Here is a 19963-nt window from a genome sequence, read left to right as displayed (position 1 = left end):
TTGCTCCTTTGTAGGGGTTGTGTTGTTGCTTCATGTGCCGCGAGACAGGTCGGTGAACGCGTCCGCCCAGAACACCACGCGCCGCGCAATCGCCTTCATCAGGCCGTGCAGCACGATGCCGATGGCCGAGAGAACGATGAGGATCGCGAACATGCCCGCCGCGTCCATCGAGAAGTTGCGCTGCAGGATGAGATAGCCCAGCCCGGCCTGGGCGCCAACGAACTCGCCCACGATCGCGCCGATCACGGCCAGCACGATGCCGATGTCCAGCCCGGCGAACACATAAGGCAGCGCGTGCGGCAGCCGGACCATGCGGAACACATGCCAGGAAGACGCCGTGAATGCGCGCATCAGGTCGATCTGATCCCTGGGCGCCGAGCGAAGCCCCACGATCGTGTTGGCGAGCACCGGAAAGAACACGATGGTCGCGGTGATCACGACCTTCGACGTTGTGTCGAAGCCGAACCACAGCACGAACAGCGGCGCCACGGCCACCTTGGGCACGGTCTGGAACGCGACGACGTACGGGTAGAGCACCAGTTCGAGCAGCGCGCTCTGGCCGATCAGCGCGCCGAGCAGGAAACCCGCGAACGCGCCGAGCGCGAAGCCCGCAAGAATCTCGTAGAGCGTCACCCACAGGTGCGGCCACACCTCGCCCGACTGGAAGACGTCATAGATGGAGCGGGCCACGCCCGCAGGCCCCGGGAAGATCAGGTGCGAGATGCCCAGCGCGCTCACCACGAGCTGCCATGCGGCAATCACGGCCACGAAGACGGCCACGATCAGCGCCTTGCGCCGTGCGGGGGTGAGCCACGGCGCGGGCGGCTCGAAGTCGATGTTTTCGGTGTTCGCGGTGCTCATCCGTCGAGCCCTCCACTGGCGTTCAGGTTGGTCCGGATGTCGCGGACATGGCTGCCGAATCTTTCGGTGTTGATGAGCTCCAGCGTGCGGGCGGCTGGCAGGTCGACGTCGATGACCTTCGTGACGCGCCCGGGCCGCGGCGACATGACGATCACGCGGTCGCCGAGGAACACGGCTTCCGGAATGCTGTGTGTCACGAGCATGATCGTGGCGCCGGTGCGTTCGCGCAGCTTCAGCAGCTCGACGTTCATGGTCTCGCGCGTCATGGCATCGAGCGCGCCGAAGGGCTCGTCCATCAGCAGCAGCATCGGGTCGTTGACCAGCGCCCGCGCAATGCCCACGCGCTGCTGCATGCCGCCGGAGAGTTCGCCGGGGTACTTGGTCTCGAAGCCGGCCAGCCCCACCAGATGCAGGTAGTGGAGGGCGCGTTCGCGCGCGACCTTGGGGTCGCGTCCCTGGATCTGCGCGGGCACCAGCACGTTGTCAAGGATGTTGCGCCACGGCAGAAGCACGGGCGCCTGGAACACCACGCCCACATCGCGGCTCGGCCCGGTGTGGCGCCGCCCGCCGAGCTCGACCGTACCGCGGCTCGCGCGCTCGAGGCCGGCCAGGATGCGCAGCAAGGTGCTCTTGCCGCAGCCGCTCGGGCCGACCACGGTGACGAACTCGCCGCGTTCGACGCTGAAGCTCACGTCATGCAGCGCGACCACATCCGCGCCATCCTTAGATCGGAAGGTCTTGTGCAGGCCTTCGAAGCGGAACGCCGGTACGGCGCCCGATGCCTCCTGCAGCGTCGTCCGTCTCGGCGGAAATTGAACGATTGCGTTCATGCCGGTGCCTGCTCCGCGCCGTGGGCCACCCATGCATCGATGGCGCGAAGCGCGGCGCTGCGTTGCAGCGGCGTGATGAAGGCAGCCTCGAAGCTGTTGCGCGCCAGGCTCACCATGTCGTCGCGCCCGAGGCCGAGCGCCTGTTGGCACGCAAGGTAGTTGTCGTTGACGTAGCCGCCGAAGTAGGAGGGGTCGTCCGAGTTGACGGTCACGCACAGGCCTGCGTCCATGAGCCTGCGCAGCGGGTGCGCGGCCATCGAAGGCACCAGCTGCAGCTTGAGGTTGGACAGCGGGCACACCGTGAGCGGAATGCGCTGCTGCGCGAGTTGCGCGACGAGCGCAGGGTCGTCGAGACAGGCGTTGCCATGGTCCAGGCGCTGCACCTGCAGCAGTTCGACCGCTTCGCGCACATAGGCGGCCGGGCCTTCCTCGCCCGCGTGCGCCACCACCTTGAAGCCGCGTTCGCGGCAGCGGCGGAAGAACTCGGCGAACTTCGAGGGCGGGTTGCCCAGCTCCGCACCGCCAAGGCCGAAGCCCAGCAGCCGGTCGTACCAGGGGCGCAGGTCGTCAAGAAGGGCGAGCGCCTCGTCTTCGCTGCGGTGGCGCTGCACGACGACGATCAGGCCCGAGCTGATGCCGTGTTCGGCCTGCGCGGCTTCCATGGCGCCGAGCACGCCTTCCATCACCACGGCCAGCGGCACTGCGCGGCTGGTGTGGCCTTGCACGCCCAGGAACATTTCCGCATGCAGCACGCGATCGGCATGCGCGCGGCGCAGGTAGTCGCGCGTCACGTCGTGGAAGTCCTGCGGCTGGACGAGCACACGGCAGCCGTCGTAGTACAGGTTCAGAAAGTCCTGCAGGTCGGTGAAGCGGTAGGCGGCGCGCAGCTCTTCTTCCGTCTGCCAGCGGATGTCCACGCCGTTGCGCCGGGCCAGCCGCAGGAAAAGCTCGGGCTCGATCGAGCCTTCGATGTGCATGTGCAGTTCGGCCTTGGGCAGGCCCGCGACGAATTGTTCGGGCGTCATGTCACAGCCCCTTGCAGGCCTTGGCGGCCTCGATGACGGCGTTGCGGTCGAAGCGGTTGATGGCCTCGACGAAGCCGGGTTTCAGGTAGAGCATCGACTCGGGCGGCAGCGTGCGCTTGATCAGGCCGTCCTTGAGCATCGCGTCCTGCATTCGGCCGTAGGCGGCCGGGCTCATCGAGCCGATCAGCTTGCCACCGTTCATGGTCTGTGCGTCGGCCATCGTCTCGAGCTGCGTCCGTAGGAGCGCAAGGTCCCACTTGGCGAGCGTGGCCTCGTCAGCACCCGTGGGCTTGGCGCCGGGAAAGTGCTTCCAGTGGATCTGGCGGGCGCACTCGGGATCGGTCTGTGCGAACAGCGTCGCCTTGGCCGCGCCGCGCGCGATGGCCTCGACCATGGCCGGGTCGGCGTCGATGGTCTTCTGCATCGTGGCGAAGGTGAAGTCGGGCAGCGAGCGCCACGTCGGATCGAACAATATGCGCATGTTCGCGCCCGCGTTCTGGAAGCCGGTGAGCGCGGAGCCCCAGAACATCAGCGCCTGCACGCGGCCAGCGCGCATCGCCTCCAGCGCCGGCGCGCCGGCACCGGTGGCAATGATCTGCACGTCGGTGTCGGGGTTGACGCCGTTGGCGCGCAGGTAGCCCTTGAGCAGCGGCATGCCACCCGTGCCCAGGCTGAAGATGCCGATTTTCTTGCCCTTGAGGTCCGCCACCGTCTTCACGGGGCTGTCCTGCGGCACGCCCACGCCCCAGTCGATCACGCCCGTGCCCATGAGCCCGCGCACGGCGACGTTGTTCTCGGTGTTGGCCTGGATCAGCCCGGTGGAGTTGATCTGCGCGAAATCGACGCCGCCGGCCACCATCTGCTGGATGCCCTGCAGCGAGCCTCCGGTGGTGACGATCTTCACGTCGTAGCCCTCGTCCTTCCAGTAGCCCAGCGCGATGGGCAGCGTCAGCCAGGGGTAGGTGACGTTGACGACCTGCGTGCCCAGCGCGATGGTCACGGGCTTCAGCGGCTTGTTCTGGGCCTGCGCCACGGTGGCAGACAGCAGGAGGACCAGGGCGGCGAGCGCGGCCGCGGCCCGTGCGGCAAAGCGGGCAGGGCGGGCGAAGGCGAGTTTCAGGTGGGGGGACATGAACGATCCTGTGTTGGTCGGATCGTTGCGAGATTAGCCCTGGGAACCAATCGCTGTGGATCAATATTCCGTCAGCATTGTTCTGATTTTTCGCACATTGAATCGCCCGGTTCGCGTGCTGTTCCGGTGCGGCGTGCAGCGCCTCGTGCGGAGGCTCGTCCGCACGGGGCTGCTGCTTGCTAGTTGCTGTTGCGCTTGAACAGCTTCGCGATGCCCCAGAGCGCCGCGCCGCCCGCCACCACGGCCAGCTTGGCGAATTTGGCCAGGAAGGCCAGGGCGATGGCGAAGAGGCCCAGCTTCTTCACTGCCACGCCTGCCACCAGTGCGGCCAGGCCATAGGCGGCGACCTTGTCGGTCGAGGAGTTGAAGTCTGCGTACTTCTTGCCGTCGTCGTACTGGATCGCGCCGAGCAGCTTGCTCGCGTCGGGCTTGTACTTGTCGAGGTCCTTCGCGTTGGTGATGAGGTTCAGGCTCAGGTAGCCCTCGCGGCCCAGCGCGTAGGTGTTGTAGTTGACGCCCTGGTTGCCGTCGGTGCTGCCCTTGCGCTGGGACAGGGCCGACCACACGAGGCGGTGCGACGCAGCCTCGTACTGCGGCTTCTGCGCCCAGCCCGTGACCTCGATGGCGGGAATGCCGCGCTTGGCGCGCTCCTCGTTGGCGGCCTCGGTGCCCTCCTTCAGGCTCTTGAGCAGGTCGTCGGCGTTCCAGTCCTTCGCGTCGTCGTCCTTGATGTAGCCCTCCTTGACGAACTTCACGACGGCCATCCAGTCGGCGTCGTCGGCGGGGAAGACTACGCCGACAAAGGTGTCGTCGGTGCGGTTGCCCATGCTGCGCATCAACTGCGCGGCCGCGGGCGTCGGCACCCACACGTAGCCGGCAGGCAGCTGCAGGTGGGCCTGGTCGCGCAGCACGATGTCGGCGGGGCCGGCTTTCTGCACGGCCTTGGCGGCCTTGAATGCGGCGTCCTGTTCGGCTTCCAGTGAACTGGCGGTCGAAGCGGGGGCAGTGGTGGACGGGGTGGTTGGCGATGCGGCGTGAGCGGTGTTGTGCGCCACGAAAGCGGCGCACGCGAGCAGCACGCCGGCCGTCAGGCGGGCGGTTTGAATACGCAAGTTCTCTCTCCTCGGTTGTTGTCTGTTTGGCGAGCCGGGAGAGTTTAAGAGTTCAGGTATCGCTCCATTCATACGTCTGCTCGAGATGCCGGCGCTGGGTGGTGCTGTGCTCGATCAAGTGCATGGCCATACAAGCAGGGCCATACGAGACGTATATAATTCATATACGTTTCATATAGGGGTCGCCGATGGGCATCGTAAAAATTTCGGACTTGATGCACGAGAACCTGCGAGTGGCGGGGAACGCTCTCAGCAGGTCCATCAATGCACAGGCAGAGCACTGGATGCGGGTCGGCATGCTGACCGAGATGCACCCGGAGCTGGACTACCGGGAAGTCTGCCAACTGTTGATACAGGCTGAACTCGCGGGGGGGCTGGACATCGCCGCGGCTGTCACGACTCAACCCGGCAAGCCCCGCGCGTCCTCGAGCGGAAAACACTGATGGCTCACGGTGTTCCCATCAAGTCCGCCGAGGAGCTCGAAATGTCGCGGCGTGCCGGCAGGCTCGCCGCAGAGGTTCTAGCCATGATCGAGCCCTACGTCGTGCCGGGGGTGAGCACGGAGACGCTCGACCGGATCTGCCACGACCACATCGTGAATGTCCAGGGCGCCATTCCAGCGAACGTGGGGTATCAGGGGTATCCGAAGACCGTTCTCACTTCCGTCAACCAGGTGGTTTGCCACGGCATCCCCTCGGCCGACAAGATTCTGAAGAAGGGCGACATCGTCAACATCGATGTCGCCGTCATCAAGGACGGCTGGTTTGGCGACACAAGTCGCATGTACTTCGTCGGAGCTCCCAGTGTGTTGGCTCGGCGCCTTGTGGAGACGACGTACGAAGCAATGCTGGCCGGAATCCGGCAGGTCAAGCCCGGAGCGACTCTGGGCGATGTTGGACATGCCATCCAGTCGGTTGCCCACCGGGAGCAATTCAGCGTGGTGCGCGAATACTGCGGGCACGGCATCGGCCAGATCTACCACGATGAGCCGCAGGTGCTGCACTATGGGCAGCGCGGGGGAGGGCTCAGGCTGGAGCCGGGGATGGTTTTCACCATCGAACCGATGCTCAACGCGGGCAAGCGCGAAACCAGACAGTTGCCCGACGGATGGACAGTCGTGACAAAGGACCGGTCTCTGTCCGCCCAGTGGGAACACATGGTGGCTGTAACTTCCGAAGGCTATGAGGTGCTTACGCCCTGGCCTGGAGGCACAGGCGCCTACGCGCCGGTTTGATGCTGAGCCTGCTGCGCAGATCTTGAAGACCCGGTTCTCGTCAGCCAGCGGCCGAAGTGGAAACAGCCCAGCTACTCTCTCGGCGCACGCCTCTCGAAGTATTGATGCCGGTTGATCGGGCCCTCGTCAATCACGAGATGCTCATCTCCAGCGGCGTCGTCTGAAACGCCAACTGCCGCCAGCGATCACCCTCCTGGGCCCAGACCTGCATCACGCGCGAGTCGATGCGCACGGTGCCGCTGCCGTCCTTGCGCACGGCCACAAGCAACTGCCGACCCGTCATGAGGGCTGTGCTGCCCAGTACCTGGACCTTCAGTTCCGAGCGGTCGATCTGCCTGTAGTCGACATGTGTGCCGCCCGAGCGGAAGTAGCTCTCGTAGCTGTCGGTCTGGCCCTTGGCGTGAACGTGAACAAGGTCTGGATGAAGAATCTCGCGCAGGCGCGCGAAGTCTGCGCGCTTCATGGCGTTGCATCGCTGTGCTTCGAGATCGAGCAACAGGTGTTCAGTGTCGCGGGACGGGGAAGAGGTGGCTTCGCTCATGTTGCGCTCCGGGCAGTGGGAGTTTTCGGATTCGCTCGAATTGGAGGCTGGATGCCGATGTCCCGGGAAGCTCGTTGCATAAGGACCCCGGCGTCCTCGACGCTGCATGCCACGCCATAGACCAGGTGATCCGGCCTCACCAGTGCGGCCTCGCATCCATGGCGTTCGAACCATGCGGCCAGAATTCCGTCGGCTTCGGCCAGCTTCACCACGCCGGGCGCCGTCGTCGCGGCATCGATGCACAGCAGCTGCGCGCCGAGGCTCGCCGCCGATGTCTTCAACTCCCGAAGCTCCGCCGGATCGGGCGCACGGCGCAGCACCAGCAGAAAGCCGGGCTGCAGCAGGTCGTCCATCATTTGCGGCGCAACGCCGGGCTCGATGCATCCCATGGCCTGAGGAAAGGGCGTGCCCGCGGGCAACTCGTCGCGTTCGATCAGTCCGTGGTGCACACCGGGCAGCAGGCTCTGGCGCAGCTGCATCCGCACCTGTCCGCCTTGCTGTGCGCGCAGGCGGAGGTCGCGTTCGGCGGCGCGCACCGGGTCGCGTTCGCAGATGATCTGGCCCAGCCGCTTGACGGTCGCCGTCACGTCCTCCACCTGGGGTCCACGCTCGTCGCCATAGCTGTCCAGCAGGCTTTCGGGGGCGCGCTCCTCGAGCACCCATTGAAGCTTCCAGGCGAGATTGACGGCATCGCGCAAGCCCTGGCACATGCCCTGGGCCAGGAAGGGAGGCATCTGGTGCGCGCTGTCGCCCGCCAGCAGCACACGGCCGTTGCGCCATCGCTCGAGCACCACCGCATGAAAGCGGTAGGCCGCCGCGCGCCAGATGCGTGCGTCAGCGGGCGTGAGCCAGGGGGCGAGCAGCTGCCAGATTGCCTCGTGCGGCATCTCGCGCTGCTCGGCCTCGTCGGCAAGCAGCAGGAACTCCCAGCGCCGGTGGGTGCCCGGACCCACGACGTAGGTGCAAGGCCGTGACGGGTGGCAGTACTGGACGTTGGTGGCGGGCAGCCGGTCGAGCTTGTCTTCGTCGACATGCATGTCGACCACGATCCAGGGCTCGTCGAAGTCGAGGCTCTTGAGCGCGAGGCCCATCTGCTTGCGCGTGGGGCTGGTGCCGCCGTCGCAGCCCACGACATAGCGCGCGCTCAGTTGCGCCTGCGTGCCGTCGGGCCTGCGAACGCCGAGCTGCGCGTGGGTTTGCGACTGGCTCAGCTGCAGCACCTCGTGCCCGAGATGGATCGACACGCCGGGGAGCTTGCCGACCGCCTGGCGCAGCGAGGCTTCCAGCGCCGGCTGGTTGAAGGTGTACGACGGCGCCCACGCGAGCGGGTAGGGCGACGGCCCCATGTCGAAGTGCTGGATGGGTTCGCCGTCGCTGCCCTGGTAGACCGTCGGGCGGTAGGGCGTCATGTGCGGCGCCAGCGTGCCGGCGATGCCGATTTCCTGGAACACGCGCAGTGCTTCGTGGTCGAGCGCGAAGGCGCGCGGCAGCGGGTAGATCTGCTGCGACTTGTCGAAGACCGCGACGCGCAAGCCGCGTTGGCCGAGCAGCGCGGCGAGCGTTGCGCCGACGGGGCCGAAGCCGATGATCGCCACGTCGACGGGTTGCGGATTCTGGTGGAGCATGGCTTTGTTTGAATGCATGAATCAAGGATTGTGCATAAAACATGATTTCACGCACAAAGGGTTATCACTGATGACGTTATGCCGCGTGGTCGAAAAGAATGCACAAAACACGATTTGTGCATCTAGACATCAATCAGCCAGGAGACACCATGACGACGATGAAAGCTGCCCGACTGCACCAGGTCGGCGCCCCGATGGAGGTCGAGCAACTTCCGATTCCCCAGCCCGCCGCCAACGATGTGCAGGTGCGGGTGCGCGCATGCGGCATCGTGCCCAACCTCGGCAACATCCTGGCCAACTGGACGACCTGGTTTCCGGAGCTGCCGCTGCCGCCGCTGCCCGCGGTCTTCGGGCTCGACCCGGCCGGCGAGGTAACGGCGGTCGGCTCCCACGTGCACACGTGGAAGCCGGGCGATCGCGTCTACGTGAACCCGAGCCTCTACTGCGGCGGCTGTCGCGCCTGCCGCAACGGCGACCTCATCAACTGCACGCACTACGCGTTCAGCGGCTACTTCGGCTTTTCGCAGAACTCGCTCAAGCTCTACAAGAACTATCCGTTCGGCGGCCTGTGCGAATACATGATCGCCCCGCAGTACGCGCTGGTGAAGCTGCCGGACAACGTGAGCTTCAACCAGGCGGCACGCTTCGGCTACCTCGGCACCATGTACTCCGCGATGCGCAAGGCGCAGGTCGGCCCCGGCAGGAGCGTGCTGATCAACGGCATCAGCGGCACGCTCGGCATCGGCGGCGCGCTCTTCGGCCTGGCCATGGGCGCCACGCGCATTCTGGGTACCGGGCGCAACCGGGAACTGCTGGAGCGCGTGAAGGCGCTGGCACCCGATCGCATCGAGGTCTTTTCCAGCGCCGACGGCGAGGCGATCGATGCGTGGGCCAAGGCGCGCACGGACGGACTGGGCGTGGACACCTTCATCGACGCGCTGGGCCCCGGCGCGCCGCACGGCACTTTCCAGCAGGGCGTGCGCGCCCTCAAGCGCGGTGGCCGGGCCTACAACATCGGCGCCATCGCAGGCATGGTGGGCATGGACCTGCACACCATGATGGACGAGCAGCAGAGCATCGAGGGCTCGGCCTGGTTCACTGCCGGTGAAGGGCAGGACATGGCCGACATGGCGCAGGCCGGCACGCTCGATCTCTCGGTGTTCGAGCACGTGTGCTATCCGCTGGATCGCATCAACGAAGCGATCTCGGGCATTGCGAGCCGCAACGGCGGCTTCAGCAACTTCGTCATCAATCCCTGAAAGCGCGCCATGAAGATCAGACGGGTAGTGGCGGGCACGGGTGCCGATGGCAAGGCGAAGTTTCTTTCGGATGGCGCGGCGCCGCGCAGCGCCCTGTTCACGACCGTGCCCGGCTTTGCCGCGGCGCTGCTGTGGGCCACCGATGCTTCAGACAGCGTGGGCACCGGTGCCGTGGGCGACCGCACGGGCGAGGCGGGCTTCGTGCCTGAGAGCGGCGGCACCCGGCTCATGATGGTCACGTTCCCGCCCGACGCGGTGATGATGCGCGCCGACTTCGACGGTGCCGCCTTCGGCGCTGAGTTCGGCCGCCTGGTTCCCGGCCTGGCCGAGACCTTCGAGCCCGACCACCCCGGCATGCACACCACCGACAGCATCGACTACGACATCGTGCTCGAAGGCGAGATCACGCTCGAGCTGGACGACGGCGCGCAGGTGCTGCTGCGCCGGCACGAGGTTGCCGTGCAGCACGGCAACCGGCATGCATGGCGCAACCTCGGCGACAAGCCCGCGACCATGCTGTTCGTGCTCGTGGGCGCGAAGCGGGCGGGAGGCCGGGGATGAAAGACCATGCATAAAATTAATTCCATGCACAAACAAGAAACCTCCCCCGCCTACGAGCCGCCGCTGGTCGAACAGGCCTTCACCCGCTTGCGGCAAGACGTTCTGGCCGGCACGTTCGAAGCCGGCGCCAAGCTCAAGCTCGACGAACTCCAGTCCGCCTACGGCTATTCGAGCAGCCCGCTGCGCGAGGCGCTCAGCCGGCTGGCGCAGGAAGGACTGATTCGCGCCGACGAGCGCCGCGGCTTCCGCGTGGCGCCGATCTCCGAAGACGATCTGGCCGACATCACGCGCATGCGCGTCATGCTCGACGTGCCTGCGCTGCGGGAAGCCATTGCCCATGGCGACGACGCCTGGGAGGCAGACATCCTTGCTGCGTACCACCGCCTGGAGAAGGTCGAGTCCCGCCTGAGCGACGGACCCGTCATTCTCGACAACGACTGGTCGCAGCTGCACCGTGCCTTTCATCTTGCGCTGGTGGCCGCGTGCCCATCCGTGCGCCAGCGCGTATGGGGTGCGAGCCTGTTCGACCAGGCGGAGCGCTACCGGCGTTTTTCCGCCCGCCACCGGAAGACCGCGCGCCGCAAGTCGAACGAGCACAAGAAGATCATGGACGCCACCTTGCGCCGCGACGCCGATACGGCCTGCGTCCTGCTCGAAGAGCACATCCTGAGCACGCAACGCAACGTGCTGGCCGCGCTCAAGGCAGCGCAGGCCGCGCAATCGTAGGGGCACGGCCCCTTCAACAGGAGACAGCAAGCATGCTCAAGGTCGCCCGACCCACGCCTTCGCATTTCGGAATCTTCGTCACGGACCTGGACCGGATGGTGGCCTTCTACACCGAGACCTTCGACCTCACGATCACCGATCGCGGCGAAGGCCGCACCTTCAGGAACCAGCTGGTGTTCACCAGCGCCAGCCCCGATCAGCATCACCAGCTGGTGCTGGCCTCGGGCCGGCCGGCCGAGGCGAAGTTCAGCACCGTGATGCAGATCTCCTTCGTGGTGCCGAGCATCCAGTACCTGCGCGATATTTCCGCACGCGCCGAGGCCCGAGGCGCCACCAGCATCCGTGGCCTCAATCACGGCAATGCGCTCTCGGTCTACATGCTCGACCCGGAGGGCAACACGGTGGAGATCTACGTCGACACGCCGTTCTACGTGGCGCAGCCGCACGGCGATCCGCTCGATCTTTCGAAGGACGACGAGACGCTCATGCGCGAGACCGAGGAGGCGTGCCGCAAGGACCCCACCTTCATGCCGCTTGCGCAATGGCAGGCGCAGTTCGAGTCGTGTTCGCCCGCTGCGCCTGCCGCCTGACGCATTCCGTCTTTTCCGCACACCCCTTTCAACCGGAGTTCCCATGAAGCTTTTGTCATTTGTCCATCAAGGCCGCGAAACCTGGGGCGCCGTCGTCGGCGACGGCGTCGTCGACCTCGGAAAGGCGCGGCCCCAGCATGCAGGCCTGGTCGACTACATCGCCTCGGGCGAGTACCTGCAGGCGGCGCAGCACGTCGAGGGCCTGCCGGTGGCGGCCAAGCTCGCCGACATCACCTTCCTGCCGGTGATCCCGCGCTCCGAGAAGATCGTGTGCGCCGTGCGCAACTACATGGACCATCACCAGGAGGTGCTGGCCGCCGGCATGCATCGCGAGCTGTCGGAGCAGCCGCCGATCTTCCTGCGCGTGTGGCGTTCGCAGTGCGCGCACAACCAGCCGATCGTGCGGCCCCATGTGTCGGAATCGCTGGACTGGGAAGGCGAGCTCGCCGTCATCATCGGCAAGGGCGGGCGCAACATTACGGAGGCCGACGCCTTCGCCCATGTGGCGGGCTACTCTTGCTACAACGACGGCAGCATTCGCGAGTGGCAGTTCCATGCCAAGCAGATCGCCTCGGGCAAGAACTTCGAGTCGACCGGCGGCTTCGGTCCCTGGATGGTGACGGCCGACGAGATCGCGCCCGGCCGCGAGCTCAAGCTCGAGACCCGGCTCAACGGCGAAGTCGTGCAGAGCAGCCACACGGGCCACATGATCTTCAGCATTCCGAAGCTCATCAGCTATGCCTCGACGATCTTCACGCTCACACCCGGCGACGTGATCGCCACCGGCACGCCGGCAGGCGTGGGCTGGAGCAAGAAGCCGCCGCGCTTCATGAAGCCGGGTGACGTGTGCGAGGTCGAGATCGAAGGCATCGGTGTGCTGCGCAACCCGATCGTGCAGCAGGACTGAAGCCCTTCGCCCGGGCCTCGGCACGATAAGCCGCAGCCTTCCTACAAGAACCATCGGAGACAAATTCATGCGGCGCAGACGATTGCTCGTCGCCGCAGGCCTTGCCATGGCCTGCGCGGCACCCCTTGACGGCATGGCCCAGGGCTATCCGGACAAGCCGATCAAGGTCTACCAGGGCTTTGCGGCCGGCGGCAACGCCGACACCATTGCGCGCGTGGTCGGCGCGGAGATGACCAAGGGGCTGGCGCAGCCCTTCGTGATCGAGGCACAGGCCGGGGCAGGGGGCACCATCGCCGCGGCAACGGTGGCGCGTGCCAAGCCCGACGGGTACACACTGCTGCTGGCCACGGGCGGCCATGCCGTGGCCGGCGCCCTCTACAACAAGCTCGGCTACCAGACGGTGTCGGACTTCCAGATGGTCTCGACGATCACCTACTTCCCGTTCCTGCTGGTGGTGCGGGCCGACTCCCCATACCGCGGACTCTCCGAGGTGCTGGCTGCGGCACGTGCAGACGCGCGCAGCGTGTCGTACGGATCGGCGGGCATCGGCTCCACGCATCACCTTGCCGGCGAGCTGCTGGTAAAGACCGCCAAGGCCGAGATGCTGCACATCCCCTATCGCGGAGATGCGGCCGCGGTCACGGCGCTGCTCGGCGGCGAGGTGCCGATGATCATCGCGCCGCCCACGGCCGTCATGGCCAACATCAAGGCCGGCAAGCTCCGGGCGCTGGCCACCACCGGCGCGCAGCGATGGAACCAGATGCCAGAGCTGCCGACCGTGGCCGAGCAAGGCGTGCCCGGCTACGACGTGCGCTCCTGGGCCGGCTTCATGGCGCCAGCCGGTACTCCGCGCCCGATCGTCGATCGCCTGCAGGCCGAGACGCTCAAGGCCCTGCAGGCGCTGGGCGTGCGTGCGCGGCTGGAAGAGATGGGCGGCGAAGCGCGCGGCAGCACACCGGAAGAAATGACCACGATGGTGGCCGCCGAGCTGAAGCGGTGGACTGCCGTCGTGAACGACGCACACATTCCCAAGCAATGAGGTCAATTCCATGTCACTGATCGAGATCCGCAAGCGCAGTCTTTCCATCGAAACGATCTACCACGAGGGCGGTCCGCCGGCCGCGACGCCGCTCAGGCTGGCGGCTGCCTGCGCGGTCATCCACAACCCCTACGCGGGACGGTACGAGCCGGACCTGATGCCCTTCATGGCCGAGTTGCGCTCGCTCGGCACGTTGCTTGCCACTGAGTTGGTCGAGGTGCTCGGGCAGGACAAGATCGAGGTCTACAGCAAGGCCGCGATCGTCGGCGTAAACGGAGAGCTGGAGCACGGCGCGGTCTGGCACGAGGCCGGGGGATGGGCCATGCGCAGCATCCTGGGCGAGCCGAAGGCGATCGTCCCCTCGGCCAAGGCGGTGGCCGCCACCGGCTACCGGCTCATGGTGCCGCTGCACTACATCCATGCCGCGTACGTGCGCAGCCACTACAACTCGATGGAGGTGGGCATCCAGGACGCACCGCGCCCGAACGAGATCCTGTTCGCGCTGGTGATGGGCACGGGAGGGCGGGTGCATGCACGCCTGGGCGGGCTCACCAAGGAGCAGGTGGCCGTGCACGACGGGCAGCGGTGATGTACACCATGAAGGCGATCCAGCTCGAGGCCCCCGGCGGCCCGGAGGTTCTGCAACTGGTGGAGCTTCCTCTGCCGCAGCCGCAGGCGGGCGAAGTGCGCGTCAAGGCGATGGCCATCGGCGCCGGCGGCCCCGACGTGCTGATCCGCAACGGCACCTACAAGTGGATGCCGCCCATGCCGGCGATTCCCGGCAACGAGATGGCCGGCGTGGTCGATGCGGTCGGATCCGGTGTCACGGCCCTACGGGTCGGCCAGCGCGTGTTCGTGAGCGCGCGGGAACTGAAGCAGCGCGGCGGCTGCTACGCCGAAGCCATCTGCGTGCCCGAGGCCGCGCCGTTCGTTCTGCCCGATGCGATCCGCTTCGAGGATGCTGTCAGTCTTGGAAACTTCCAGCTCGCACTGGCCATGCTGTCGAGCAATGGCAACTCGCCTGCGACCTCCATCCTGATTCCCGGCGCGGCGGGTGGCGTGGCCACGGCACTGGTGCAGGTGGCGCGCGATCGCGGCCTGCATGTGATCGGGACGGCCTCGACACCGCAGAAGAAGGATTTCGCACTGGCCAATGGCGCGCACGAAGTCGTCGAGAGCGATCCTCAGGGACTGACCGAGAAGGTCATGCAGCTTACCGGCGGGCGCGGCGTCGACCTGGCCTTCGACCATCTCGGAGGCGCGCACTTCATCGCCTGCCTGCGCGCCCTGGCGCCGTTCGGAATGGCGGTTTCCTACAACATCGTCACCGGCCCGCCGGCGGGTGATGTGTTCGAGGAGCTTCGCAAGTTGCTGGGCAAGAGCCTGGCGGTACGCACTTTTTCGATTCACTCCATCGACGCCGATGCCGCTCAACGGCGCGGGCTGATGGAGTCGGCCATTGCCCTCATGGCCGCGGGCCGCGTGCGTGCGCCGAAGGCTGCGCTTTTTGCGCTTGAAGACGCGCGCCGCGTGCACGAGTTGCTCGACAGCGGAGGCATGCTGGGCAAGAGCGTGTTGCTCCCTGCGGCAATACGGGGGCGCTGATTCTGGGCAGACTGTTCCTGCGATGGAAGAGCACGACCGAGGTTCATCAATCGCTGGAAGGCGCGCATGAGCACGCCGTCGCGGTGTGTGTGGCGCAGCGAGTTTCGGCGCCCCTGTGCGGTGTGCGGCCCGCCTCGATCTGCGTCAGATCCAGCAGGCCCGACAACAGCCGATCGGCGTCGAGATCGGCGCGATTAGCCGGGAGGGTTCAAGGAACTCAGGTATCGCTCCATTTGCGAAGCAGGTTGTGATACGTGCCCACCAGCGTGCGGCGCGCCGATTCGTCGGCGCCGCTCTGGTTGAGGCGCTGGATCGCGTTGTCCATGTCGAACAGCAATGCGCGGTCGCCTGCGTCGCGCACGAGGCTCTGCACCCAGAAGAAGCACGCGAGCCGCACGCCGCGCGTGATGGGCGTCACCTGGTGCAGGCTGGTGGCGGGGTAGAGCACCATGTCGCCGGCCGCGAGCTTCACGGTCTGCATGCCGTGCGTGTCTTCCATCTGAAGCTCGCCGCCGTCGTAGCTGTCGGCATCCGACAGGAAGAGCGTGGCCGACAGGTCGGTGCGCAGCTTGCGGCCGGTGCGCGGGTCGATGCGCACGCCGCCGTCCACGTGCAGGCCGAAGCGCATGCCTTCGCTGTAGCGGTTGAACATCGGCGGGTACAGCAGGTTGGGCAGCGCCGCGCTGATGAAGGTCGGATGGCGTTCGAGCGCGCTCGCCACGATGGCCTGGCATTCGTGCGCCACCGCCGAGCCTTCGTCGATCTGCTGGTTGAACTTGACCGGCGCGCCCTGGTGGCCCGCGGTGACGCGGCCGTCGACCCAGGCGTCGCCGGCCGCATCGAGGCGCGCGCGAACTGCCGCGAGCGCTTCGCGGTCGAGGACGCCGGGAATGCAGACCAGCATGTTGTGTCGAATGCTCCTGGGGAAACTCAGAGCCGGTAGGTGAGCGACAGCGTGGCGGCGCGGCCCGAGCCCGGCACCGCACGGCCGCCGTCCGATGGGATCAGCGCGTCGTAGTAATGGCGGTTGGCCAGGTTGAACAGGTTCAGCCGGATGTCGTACTTGGGCTGATGGTAAGCCACCATCGCGTCCAGCCGCGCATAGCCGCCGACCTGTACGAGGTCGGTGTTGTTGGCGAAGCGCCTGGCGCTGTAGGTGGTGCCGCCGCCGATCTCCCACTCGGGCGTGATCGCGTAGGTGGCCCAGAGGCTGGCTGCGTCCTTCGGCGTGTTGGCGGGCACCTTGCCGAGCGTGCCGGGCGCGATGCCGTCGATGATGGTCGCGTCCAGGTGCGTGTAGGCGCCGAACAGCTGCAGCTTGTCGGTCACGCGGCCCGCGACGCCGGCACGTGCGCCGTTCACGCGTATCGTGCCGGTCGCGCTGTAGGTGCCGTCGCTGTTCTGCGAGCGCGCATTGGTCTGCGTGATCTGGAACGCGGCGGCGGTCAGCGAGAGGTTGCCGTCGTTCAGGTCCCACTTGCCGCCGACTTCATAGGCCTTGTTCTTCTGCGGCGGCAGCGGCTGCGTGCTGCCCGTGGTGGCCACCAGCTGTTCGAGCGAGGGGTTGAACGAGGTGCTGTACGACACGTAGTACGACTGCTCGGGCGTCGGCTGCCAGATGGCGCCGGCGCGCACGCTGGTGAAGTCGACGGTCTGGCTTTCGGAGGCGAGCGTGGTCGCGGTCGGAATGCTGTTGTAGATGCTCGCGCGGTAGTGATCTTGCCGCACGCCGGCCACCAGCTTCCACTGCGGGCTCAGCTCGATGGTGTCGTTCACGTAGCCCGCGACGGTCGTCGCGCTGGCGGTGGCCAGGTTGCCGGGCAGCGAGGGCGCGGTGCTCGGCGTGTTGCCCTGGTACGGCGCGAGCAGCGGCGAGCAGGTGGCATAGCCACTGGTGCCGCCAGCCGGGTTCAGCGCCACGCCCGCGCAGGTGCCGTTGCGGTAGTAGGCCTGGTTGTCGTAGGTGTCGTGGCCCAGCTCCAGGCCGGCGAGCAGCGTGTGCTTGATCGAGCCGGTGGTGAACTTGGTGTTGAGCTCGGTGAGGTTGAACAGCGACTTGTCGTGGATCGTGCGGTCATGGCTTTGCTGGCGCACCCACAGGCTGCTCAGCGGCAGCGACGAGAACGCGGCGGCCGGCACGGCCGTGGTGCCGGTGGAGAAGGGCGTGAACACGCCCTTGGCCGACAGCGTGCCGATGCTCTGCGGCGCGGTCTCGCGCGCATCGGTGGTCACGTCGTTGTACTGCGTCTGGTTGCGGATCGAGGTGTCGGGCGTGAGCTTGTGCTGCACCACCGCGCTGAAGGCCTGGATGTCGGAGATCGTGCGGTCGTCGCTGAAGCCGTAGGCCGTGTCGCGGTCGACCTTCACGGGGTGGCCGTTGAGCGGCGGCACGCCGTAGTCGGGCTGGTCGCGGTTGTGCTGCACCAGCGCAGAGAGCGTGACCTGCGTCGGCGTGTTGATGCCGAACTTCAGCGAGGCGTCGAGGCCGAAGTCTTTCAGCTTGGTCTGCTCGCGCGTGCTGGCGTCGCCCTGCTGGCCCATGGCCGCGATGCGGAAGGCCGACGTGTCGGACAGCGGGCGGTTGATGTCGATGGTCGAGCGCACGAGCCCCGTGGTGCTCGCCGACACCGAGACCTCGCCCGCTGGCGTGAGCGACGGCTTCTTCGTGACCTGGTTGATCACGCCGCCGGTGGAGCCGCGGCCGAACAGCATCGACGACGGGCCCATCAGCACCTCGACCGATTCGAGCGCGAAGGTGTCGCGGTAGTACTGGGCGCGGTCACGCGCGCCGTCCAGGTAGATGTCGGTGCGCGCCGAGAAGCCGTTGAGGTTGATGTTGGTGCCGATCTGCCCGCCCTCGGCACCGCCGATGGTCAGGCCCGGCACGTTGCGCAGCGCGCTTGCGAGCGAGGTCGCGCCCTGGGACTGCATCACGGCCTGGTTGATGACGGTGACGGATTGCGGCGCGTCGCGCAGGTCGGCCGGCAGGCGGTTCAGCGAAGACGGGTTGGCGCCGAAGCCGGTCTTGTCCTGTGCGCCCTGAACCTGCACTTCGCGCAGCGTGGCGGGGACGGAGGTGCCGGGGGCGGGCGCAGGCGCGGGCGCAGCGGAGGGCGAGGAAGCCGCGGGCTGCGCGGCTTGCTGGGCGAATGCGGTGGGGAGGGACGAAGCGCACAGGCCGATCAGGGCGAGTGCGATGGGCGTGCGGCGACGCATCGGGCGGGTGGAGCGGGTCATCGTGAGTGCCTTGGGGACGATGCAAACGAAAGCAGCATCGGCCGGCATTCTGGCTGCGAATGACTCTTGTTTGAAGCATTCCTCGCCGGGTGTTTGGCTGAGGAGACAGCCTCCTGTCTTTACGTGTGAGGTCAGGTGGAAGGCAGGTTTCTTCAGTAGGCCTGCCGCCTGCGCTGACCTACTTCCAGGGCGTAGGCGCCGGAATCTCGCACACCGGCTCCACGTCGATGCTCTTGAAGTCCGCCGGCGAGACGATTTCCAGGTACTCCATGTCGGGCGAATAGTCGAACAGGAAGTGCCGGATGCCCGGCCGCTGGTGCACCACGTCGCCGGCCTCGACCAGCGTTTCCTTGTCCTCGTACATGAAGCGGGCCCAGCCCTTGACCATGATCACGATCTGGAAGTCCGCCTCGTGGCGGTGCCAGCCGGTGCCCGTTTCCGGTGCCATGTTGGCCTTGACCAGATGCGCGATCACCTTGCCGTTGGTGGCCTCGGCGATGCCCAGGTCGCGATAGAGAAAAAAGTCACGCAAACCACCCGATACGAACTCTGTGTCGCCGGGCTTCACGTGGGAGAACTGGGTGGCGGTACGGTCCAGCATGGGGCGCTCCTTCGCAGGTGGTTGTGTGGTGCGGTGCAGCACGCATAAAGCGTTCCCGGGCCGTAGCGGCTGCGCGCGATTCAGCGGCTGGCAAAACCGTCGGTCGCGCGCAGCAGCCGGTCGAGGATGCCGGGCTCCGAGTAGGCATGCCCCGCGCCCTCGATCAGATGGAACTCCGCCTCGGGCCAGGCCTTGTGCAGCGCCCATGCGTAGCGCGCGGGGCAGGGCATGTCGTAGCGGCCGTGCACGATCACCCCGGGAATGCCGTGCAGCCGGTGCGCGTCGCGCAGCAACTGGTCTTCTTCGAGCCACGCGTCGTGCACGAAGTAGTGGTTTTCCAGCCGTGCGAAGGCCAGCGCGAAATGATCGTCGGCATGCGCCTCGGCAATCGCCGGGCTCGGCAGCAGGGTGATGGTCTCGGCCTCCCACACGCTCCAGGCGCGCGCCGCCTCGATGCGTGCCACCGGGTCGTCGCCGGTGAGCCGCTTGCGGTAGGCCGCGATCATGTCGCCGCGCTCGGCCTCGGGAATGGGAGCCTGGAACTTCTCCCACTTGTCGGGGAACATCTCCGACACGCCGAACTGGTAGTACCACCGGAGCTCCGCCCGGGTCACGGTATAGATGCCGCGCAGCACCAGTTCGCTTACGCGTTCGGGATGCTTCTGGGCGTAGGCGAGGGCGAGCGTCGAACCCCACGAGCCGCCGAATACCAGCCACTTGTCGACACCGGCGCGCTCGCGCAGGCGCTCGATGTCGGCGACCAGATGCCATGTGGTGTTGGCCTCCAGGCCTGCGTGCGGCAGCGAGCGGCCGCAGCCGCGCTGGTCGAACAGCATCAGGTCGTAGCGTGCCGGGTCGAACAGCCGCCGGTGTTCGGGCGAGATGCCGCCGCCAGGGCCGCCATGCAGGAACACTGCGGGCTTGGCGCCGGGCGTGCCCGCGCGCTCGTAGTAGATCTGGTGGCCGTCGCCCACGTCGAGCATGCCGCTTTCGTACGGTTCGATCGGGGGATATGGTTGGCGCAGTTCGGTCATTGGAGGGGCCTTTGCCTGTCGATGATTCAGGATGAATGGTCGCA

At 66.7% G+C, this 19963-nt stretch carries 21 protein-coding genes; 10 read left to right on the top strand and 11 right to left on the bottom strand.

Features of this window, described 5'->3' with window-relative positions; translation table 11 throughout:
• Positions 1-30 precede the first annotated feature (30 nt).
• The 5 genes from AC07O3_RS17320 to AC07O3_RS17300 all read right to left on the bottom strand — a co-directional run bounded on the left by AC07O3_RS17320 (position 31) and on the right by AC07O3_RS17300 (position 4960).
• Complete coding sequence (locus AC07O3_RS17320) at positions 31-861, bottom strand: ABC transporter permease (RefSeq protein WP_093050673.1); 831 nt, start codon at positions 859-861, stop codon at positions 31-33.
• The gene (locus tag AC07O3_RS17315; protein ID WP_093051796.1) at positions 858-1691 is read right to left on the bottom strand and encodes an ABC transporter ATP-binding protein; all 834 of its coding nucleotides are present in this window, start codon (positions 1689-1691) and stop codon (positions 858-860) included. The genes AC07O3_RS17320 and AC07O3_RS17315 overlap by 4 nt, the downstream gene beginning before the upstream one ends.
• Positions 1688-2716: an adenosine deaminase gene (locus AC07O3_RS17310; RefSeq protein ID WP_495339916.1), complete on the bottom strand. Its 1029-nt coding sequence runs from the start codon at positions 2714-2716 to the stop codon at positions 1688-1690. Before AC07O3_RS17310 ends, AC07O3_RS17315 begins: the two co-directional genes overlap by 4 nt.
• A 1-nt stretch (position 2717) precedes the next feature.
• Positions 2718-3848, bottom strand: coding sequence for an ABC transporter substrate-binding protein (locus AC07O3_RS17305; RefSeq protein WP_495339915.1), 1131 nt, complete (start codon positions 3846-3848; stop codon positions 2718-2720).
• A gap of 179 nt (positions 3849-4027) precedes the next feature.
• Complete coding sequence (locus tag AC07O3_RS17300) at positions 4028-4960, bottom strand: DUF2167 domain-containing protein (protein WP_093050667.1); 933 nt, start codon at positions 4958-4960, stop codon at positions 4028-4030.
• A gap of 188 nt (positions 4961-5148) precedes the next feature.
• Here AC07O3_RS17300 and AC07O3_RS17295 point away from each other — a divergent pair, with 188 nt between their 5' ends.
• Positions 5149-5403, top strand: a complete 255-nt coding sequence (locus AC07O3_RS17295) for a ParD-like family protein (protein WP_093080223.1) — start codon at positions 5149-5151, stop codon at positions 5401-5403.
• Positions 5403-6194 carry a type I methionyl aminopeptidase gene (map, locus tag AC07O3_RS17290; RefSeq protein WP_093050658.1) on the top strand — a complete coding sequence of 264 codons (792 nt, stop codon included), beginning with the start codon at positions 5403-5405 and terminating at the stop codon, positions 6192-6194. The genes AC07O3_RS17295 and map overlap by 1 nt, the downstream gene beginning before the upstream one ends.
• Positions 6195-6324: 130 nt before the next feature.
• Here map and AC07O3_RS17285 read toward each other — a convergent pair whose 3' ends face one another.
• Together AC07O3_RS17285 and AC07O3_RS17280 are read right to left on the bottom strand one after the other, a co-directional pair.
• Positions 6325-6735 carry a nuclear transport factor 2 family protein gene (locus tag AC07O3_RS17285; protein ID WP_495339914.1) on the bottom strand — a complete coding sequence of 137 codons (411 nt, stop codon included), beginning with the start codon at positions 6733-6735 and terminating at the stop codon, positions 6325-6327.
• Complete coding sequence (locus AC07O3_RS17280; RefSeq protein WP_495339913.1) at positions 6732-8360, bottom strand: bifunctional 3-(3-hydroxy-phenyl)propionate/3-hydroxycinnamic acid hydroxylase; 1629 nt, start codon at positions 8358-8360, stop codon at positions 6732-6734. The genes AC07O3_RS17285 and AC07O3_RS17280 overlap by 4 nt, the downstream gene beginning before the upstream one ends.
• Positions 8361-8509: 149 nt before the next feature.
• Here AC07O3_RS17280 and AC07O3_RS17275 point away from each other — a divergent pair, with 149 nt between their 5' ends.
• The 8 genes from AC07O3_RS17275 to AC07O3_RS17240 all read left to right on the top strand — a co-directional run bounded on the left by AC07O3_RS17275 (position 8510) and on the right by AC07O3_RS17240 (position 15047).
• Positions 8510-9619: an alcohol dehydrogenase catalytic domain-containing protein gene (locus tag AC07O3_RS17275; RefSeq protein ID WP_495339912.1), complete on the top strand. Its 1110-nt coding sequence runs from the start codon at positions 8510-8512 to the stop codon at positions 9617-9619.
• A gap of 9 nt (positions 9620-9628) precedes the next feature.
• Positions 9629-10180: a cupin domain-containing protein gene (locus AC07O3_RS17270; protein WP_093081572.1), complete on the top strand. Its 552-nt coding sequence runs from the start codon at positions 9629-9631 to the stop codon at positions 10178-10180.
• Positions 10181-10186: 6 nt separating this feature from the next.
• Entirely contained in the window at positions 10187-10906 is a 720-nt protein-coding gene (locus AC07O3_RS17265; protein ID WP_093179530.1) for an FCD domain-containing protein, read from the top strand.
• A 32-nt stretch (positions 10907-10938) separates the two neighbouring features.
• The gene (locus AC07O3_RS17260) at positions 10939-11496 is read left to right on the top strand and encodes a VOC family protein (RefSeq protein ID WP_495339911.1); all 558 of its coding nucleotides are present in this window, start codon (positions 10939-10941) and stop codon (positions 11494-11496) included.
• 43 nt (positions 11497-11539) lie between these two features.
• Positions 11540-12403, top strand: coding sequence for a fumarylacetoacetate hydrolase family protein (locus AC07O3_RS17255; protein WP_495339910.1), 864 nt, complete (start codon positions 11540-11542; stop codon positions 12401-12403).
• A 67-nt stretch (positions 12404-12470) separates the two neighbouring features.
• Positions 12471-13442 (top strand): tripartite tricarboxylate transporter substrate binding protein, encoded by a 972-nt coding sequence (locus AC07O3_RS17250; RefSeq protein ID WP_495339909.1) that lies wholly within the window; start codon positions 12471-12473, stop codon positions 13440-13442.
• Positions 13443-13452: 10 nt separating this feature from the next.
• Entirely contained in the window at positions 13453-14031 is a 579-nt protein-coding gene (locus AC07O3_RS17245) for an amino acid synthesis family protein (RefSeq protein WP_093050634.1), read from the top strand.
• The gene (locus AC07O3_RS17240) at positions 14031-15047 is read left to right on the top strand and encodes a zinc-dependent alcohol dehydrogenase family protein (RefSeq protein ID WP_495339908.1); all 1017 of its coding nucleotides are present in this window, start codon (positions 14031-14033) and stop codon (positions 15045-15047) included. Before AC07O3_RS17245 ends, AC07O3_RS17240 begins: the two co-directional genes overlap by 1 nt.
• A gap of 217 nt (positions 15048-15264) precedes the next feature.
• Here the strand turns inward: AC07O3_RS17240 and AC07O3_RS17235 are convergent, their stop codons facing one another.
• From AC07O3_RS17235 to pip, 4 genes are all read right to left on the bottom strand, one after another.
• The gene (locus AC07O3_RS17235; protein ID WP_093050628.1) at positions 15265-15951 is read right to left on the bottom strand and encodes a Fe2+-dependent dioxygenase; all 687 of its coding nucleotides are present in this window, start codon (positions 15949-15951) and stop codon (positions 15265-15267) included.
• Positions 15952-15977: 26 nt separating this feature from the next.
• The gene (locus AC07O3_RS17230; protein WP_495339907.1) at positions 15978-18284 is read right to left on the bottom strand and encodes a TonB-dependent receptor; all 2307 of its coding nucleotides are present in this window, start codon (positions 18282-18284) and stop codon (positions 15978-15980) included.
• A gap of 178 nt (positions 18285-18462) precedes the next feature.
• Positions 18463-18885: a cupin domain-containing protein gene (locus AC07O3_RS17225; RefSeq protein ID WP_093081559.1), complete on the bottom strand. Its 423-nt coding sequence runs from the start codon at positions 18883-18885 to the stop codon at positions 18463-18465.
• 80 nt (positions 18886-18965) lie between these two features.
• Entirely contained in the window at positions 18966-19919 is a 954-nt protein-coding gene (pip, locus tag AC07O3_RS17220; protein ID WP_495339906.1) for a prolyl aminopeptidase, read from the bottom strand.
• Between the last annotated feature and the right edge of the window lie 44 nt (positions 19920-19963).

Source organism: Variovorax sp. GW821-FHT09D05, from assembly GCF_059416325.1.
The sequence above is the reverse complement of the archived record's forward strand: the minus strand, read 5'-3'. Positions and strand labels throughout refer to the sequence as shown.

Excerpts from the sequence above, each read along its gene's own strand:
- AC07O3_RS17320 (WP_093050673.1), bottom strand. The coding sequence starts at position 861 with ATGAGCACCGCGAACACCGAAAACATCGACTTCGAGCCGCCCGCGCCG.
- AC07O3_RS17315 (WP_093051796.1), bottom strand. The coding sequence starts at position 1,691 with ATGAACGCAATCGTTCAATTTCCGCCGAGACGGACGACGCTGCAGGAG.
- AC07O3_RS17310 (WP_495339916.1), bottom strand. The coding sequence starts at position 2,716 with ATGACGCCCGAACAATTCGTCGCGGGCCTGCCCAAGGCCGAACTGCAC.
- AC07O3_RS17305 (WP_495339915.1), bottom strand. The coding sequence starts at position 3,848 with ATGTCCCCCCACCTGAAACTCGCCTTCGCCCGCCCTGCCCGCTTTGCC.
- AC07O3_RS17295 (WP_093080223.1), top strand. The coding sequence starts at position 5,149 with ATGGGCATCGTAAAAATTTCGGACTTGATGCACGAGAACCTGCGAGTG.
- map (WP_093050658.1), top strand. The coding sequence starts at position 5,403 with ATGGCTCACGGTGTTCCCATCAAGTCCGCCGAGGAGCTCGAAATGTCG.
- AC07O3_RS17285 (WP_495339914.1), bottom strand. The coding sequence starts at position 6,735 with ATGAGCGAAGCCACCTCTTCCCCGTCCCGCGACACTGAACACCTGTTG.
- AC07O3_RS17280 (WP_495339913.1), bottom strand. The coding sequence starts at position 8,360 with ATGCTCCACCAGAATCCGCAACCCGTCGACGTGGCGATCATCGGCTTC.
- AC07O3_RS17275 (WP_495339912.1), top strand. The coding sequence starts at position 8,510 with ATGACGACGATGAAAGCTGCCCGACTGCACCAGGTCGGCGCCCCGATG.
- AC07O3_RS17270 (WP_093081572.1), top strand. The coding sequence starts at position 9,629 with ATGAAGATCAGACGGGTAGTGGCGGGCACGGGTGCCGATGGCAAGGCG.
- AC07O3_RS17265 (WP_093179530.1), top strand. The coding sequence starts at position 10,187 with ATGCATAAAATTAATTCCATGCACAAACAAGAAACCTCCCCCGCCTAC.
- AC07O3_RS17260 (WP_495339911.1), top strand. The coding sequence starts at position 10,939 with ATGCTCAAGGTCGCCCGACCCACGCCTTCGCATTTCGGAATCTTCGTC.
- AC07O3_RS17255 (WP_495339910.1), top strand. The coding sequence starts at position 11,540 with ATGAAGCTTTTGTCATTTGTCCATCAAGGCCGCGAAACCTGGGGCGCC.
- AC07O3_RS17250 (WP_495339909.1), top strand. The coding sequence starts at position 12,471 with ATGCGGCGCAGACGATTGCTCGTCGCCGCAGGCCTTGCCATGGCCTGC.
- AC07O3_RS17245 (WP_093050634.1), top strand. The coding sequence starts at position 13,453 with ATGTCACTGATCGAGATCCGCAAGCGCAGTCTTTCCATCGAAACGATC.
- AC07O3_RS17240 (WP_495339908.1), top strand. The coding sequence starts at position 14,031 with ATGTACACCATGAAGGCGATCCAGCTCGAGGCCCCCGGCGGCCCGGAG.
- AC07O3_RS17235 (WP_093050628.1), bottom strand. The coding sequence starts at position 15,951 with ATGCTGGTCTGCATTCCCGGCGTCCTCGACCGCGAAGCGCTCGCGGCA.
- AC07O3_RS17230 (WP_495339907.1), bottom strand. The coding sequence starts at position 18,284 with ATGACCCGCTCCACCCGCCCGATGCGTCGCCGCACGCCCATCGCACTC.
- AC07O3_RS17225 (WP_093081559.1), bottom strand. The coding sequence starts at position 18,885 with ATGCTGGACCGTACCGCCACCCAGTTCTCCCACGTGAAGCCCGGCGAC.
- pip (WP_495339906.1), bottom strand. The coding sequence starts at position 19,919 with ATGACCGAACTGCGCCAACCATATCCCCCGATCGAACCGTACGAAAGC.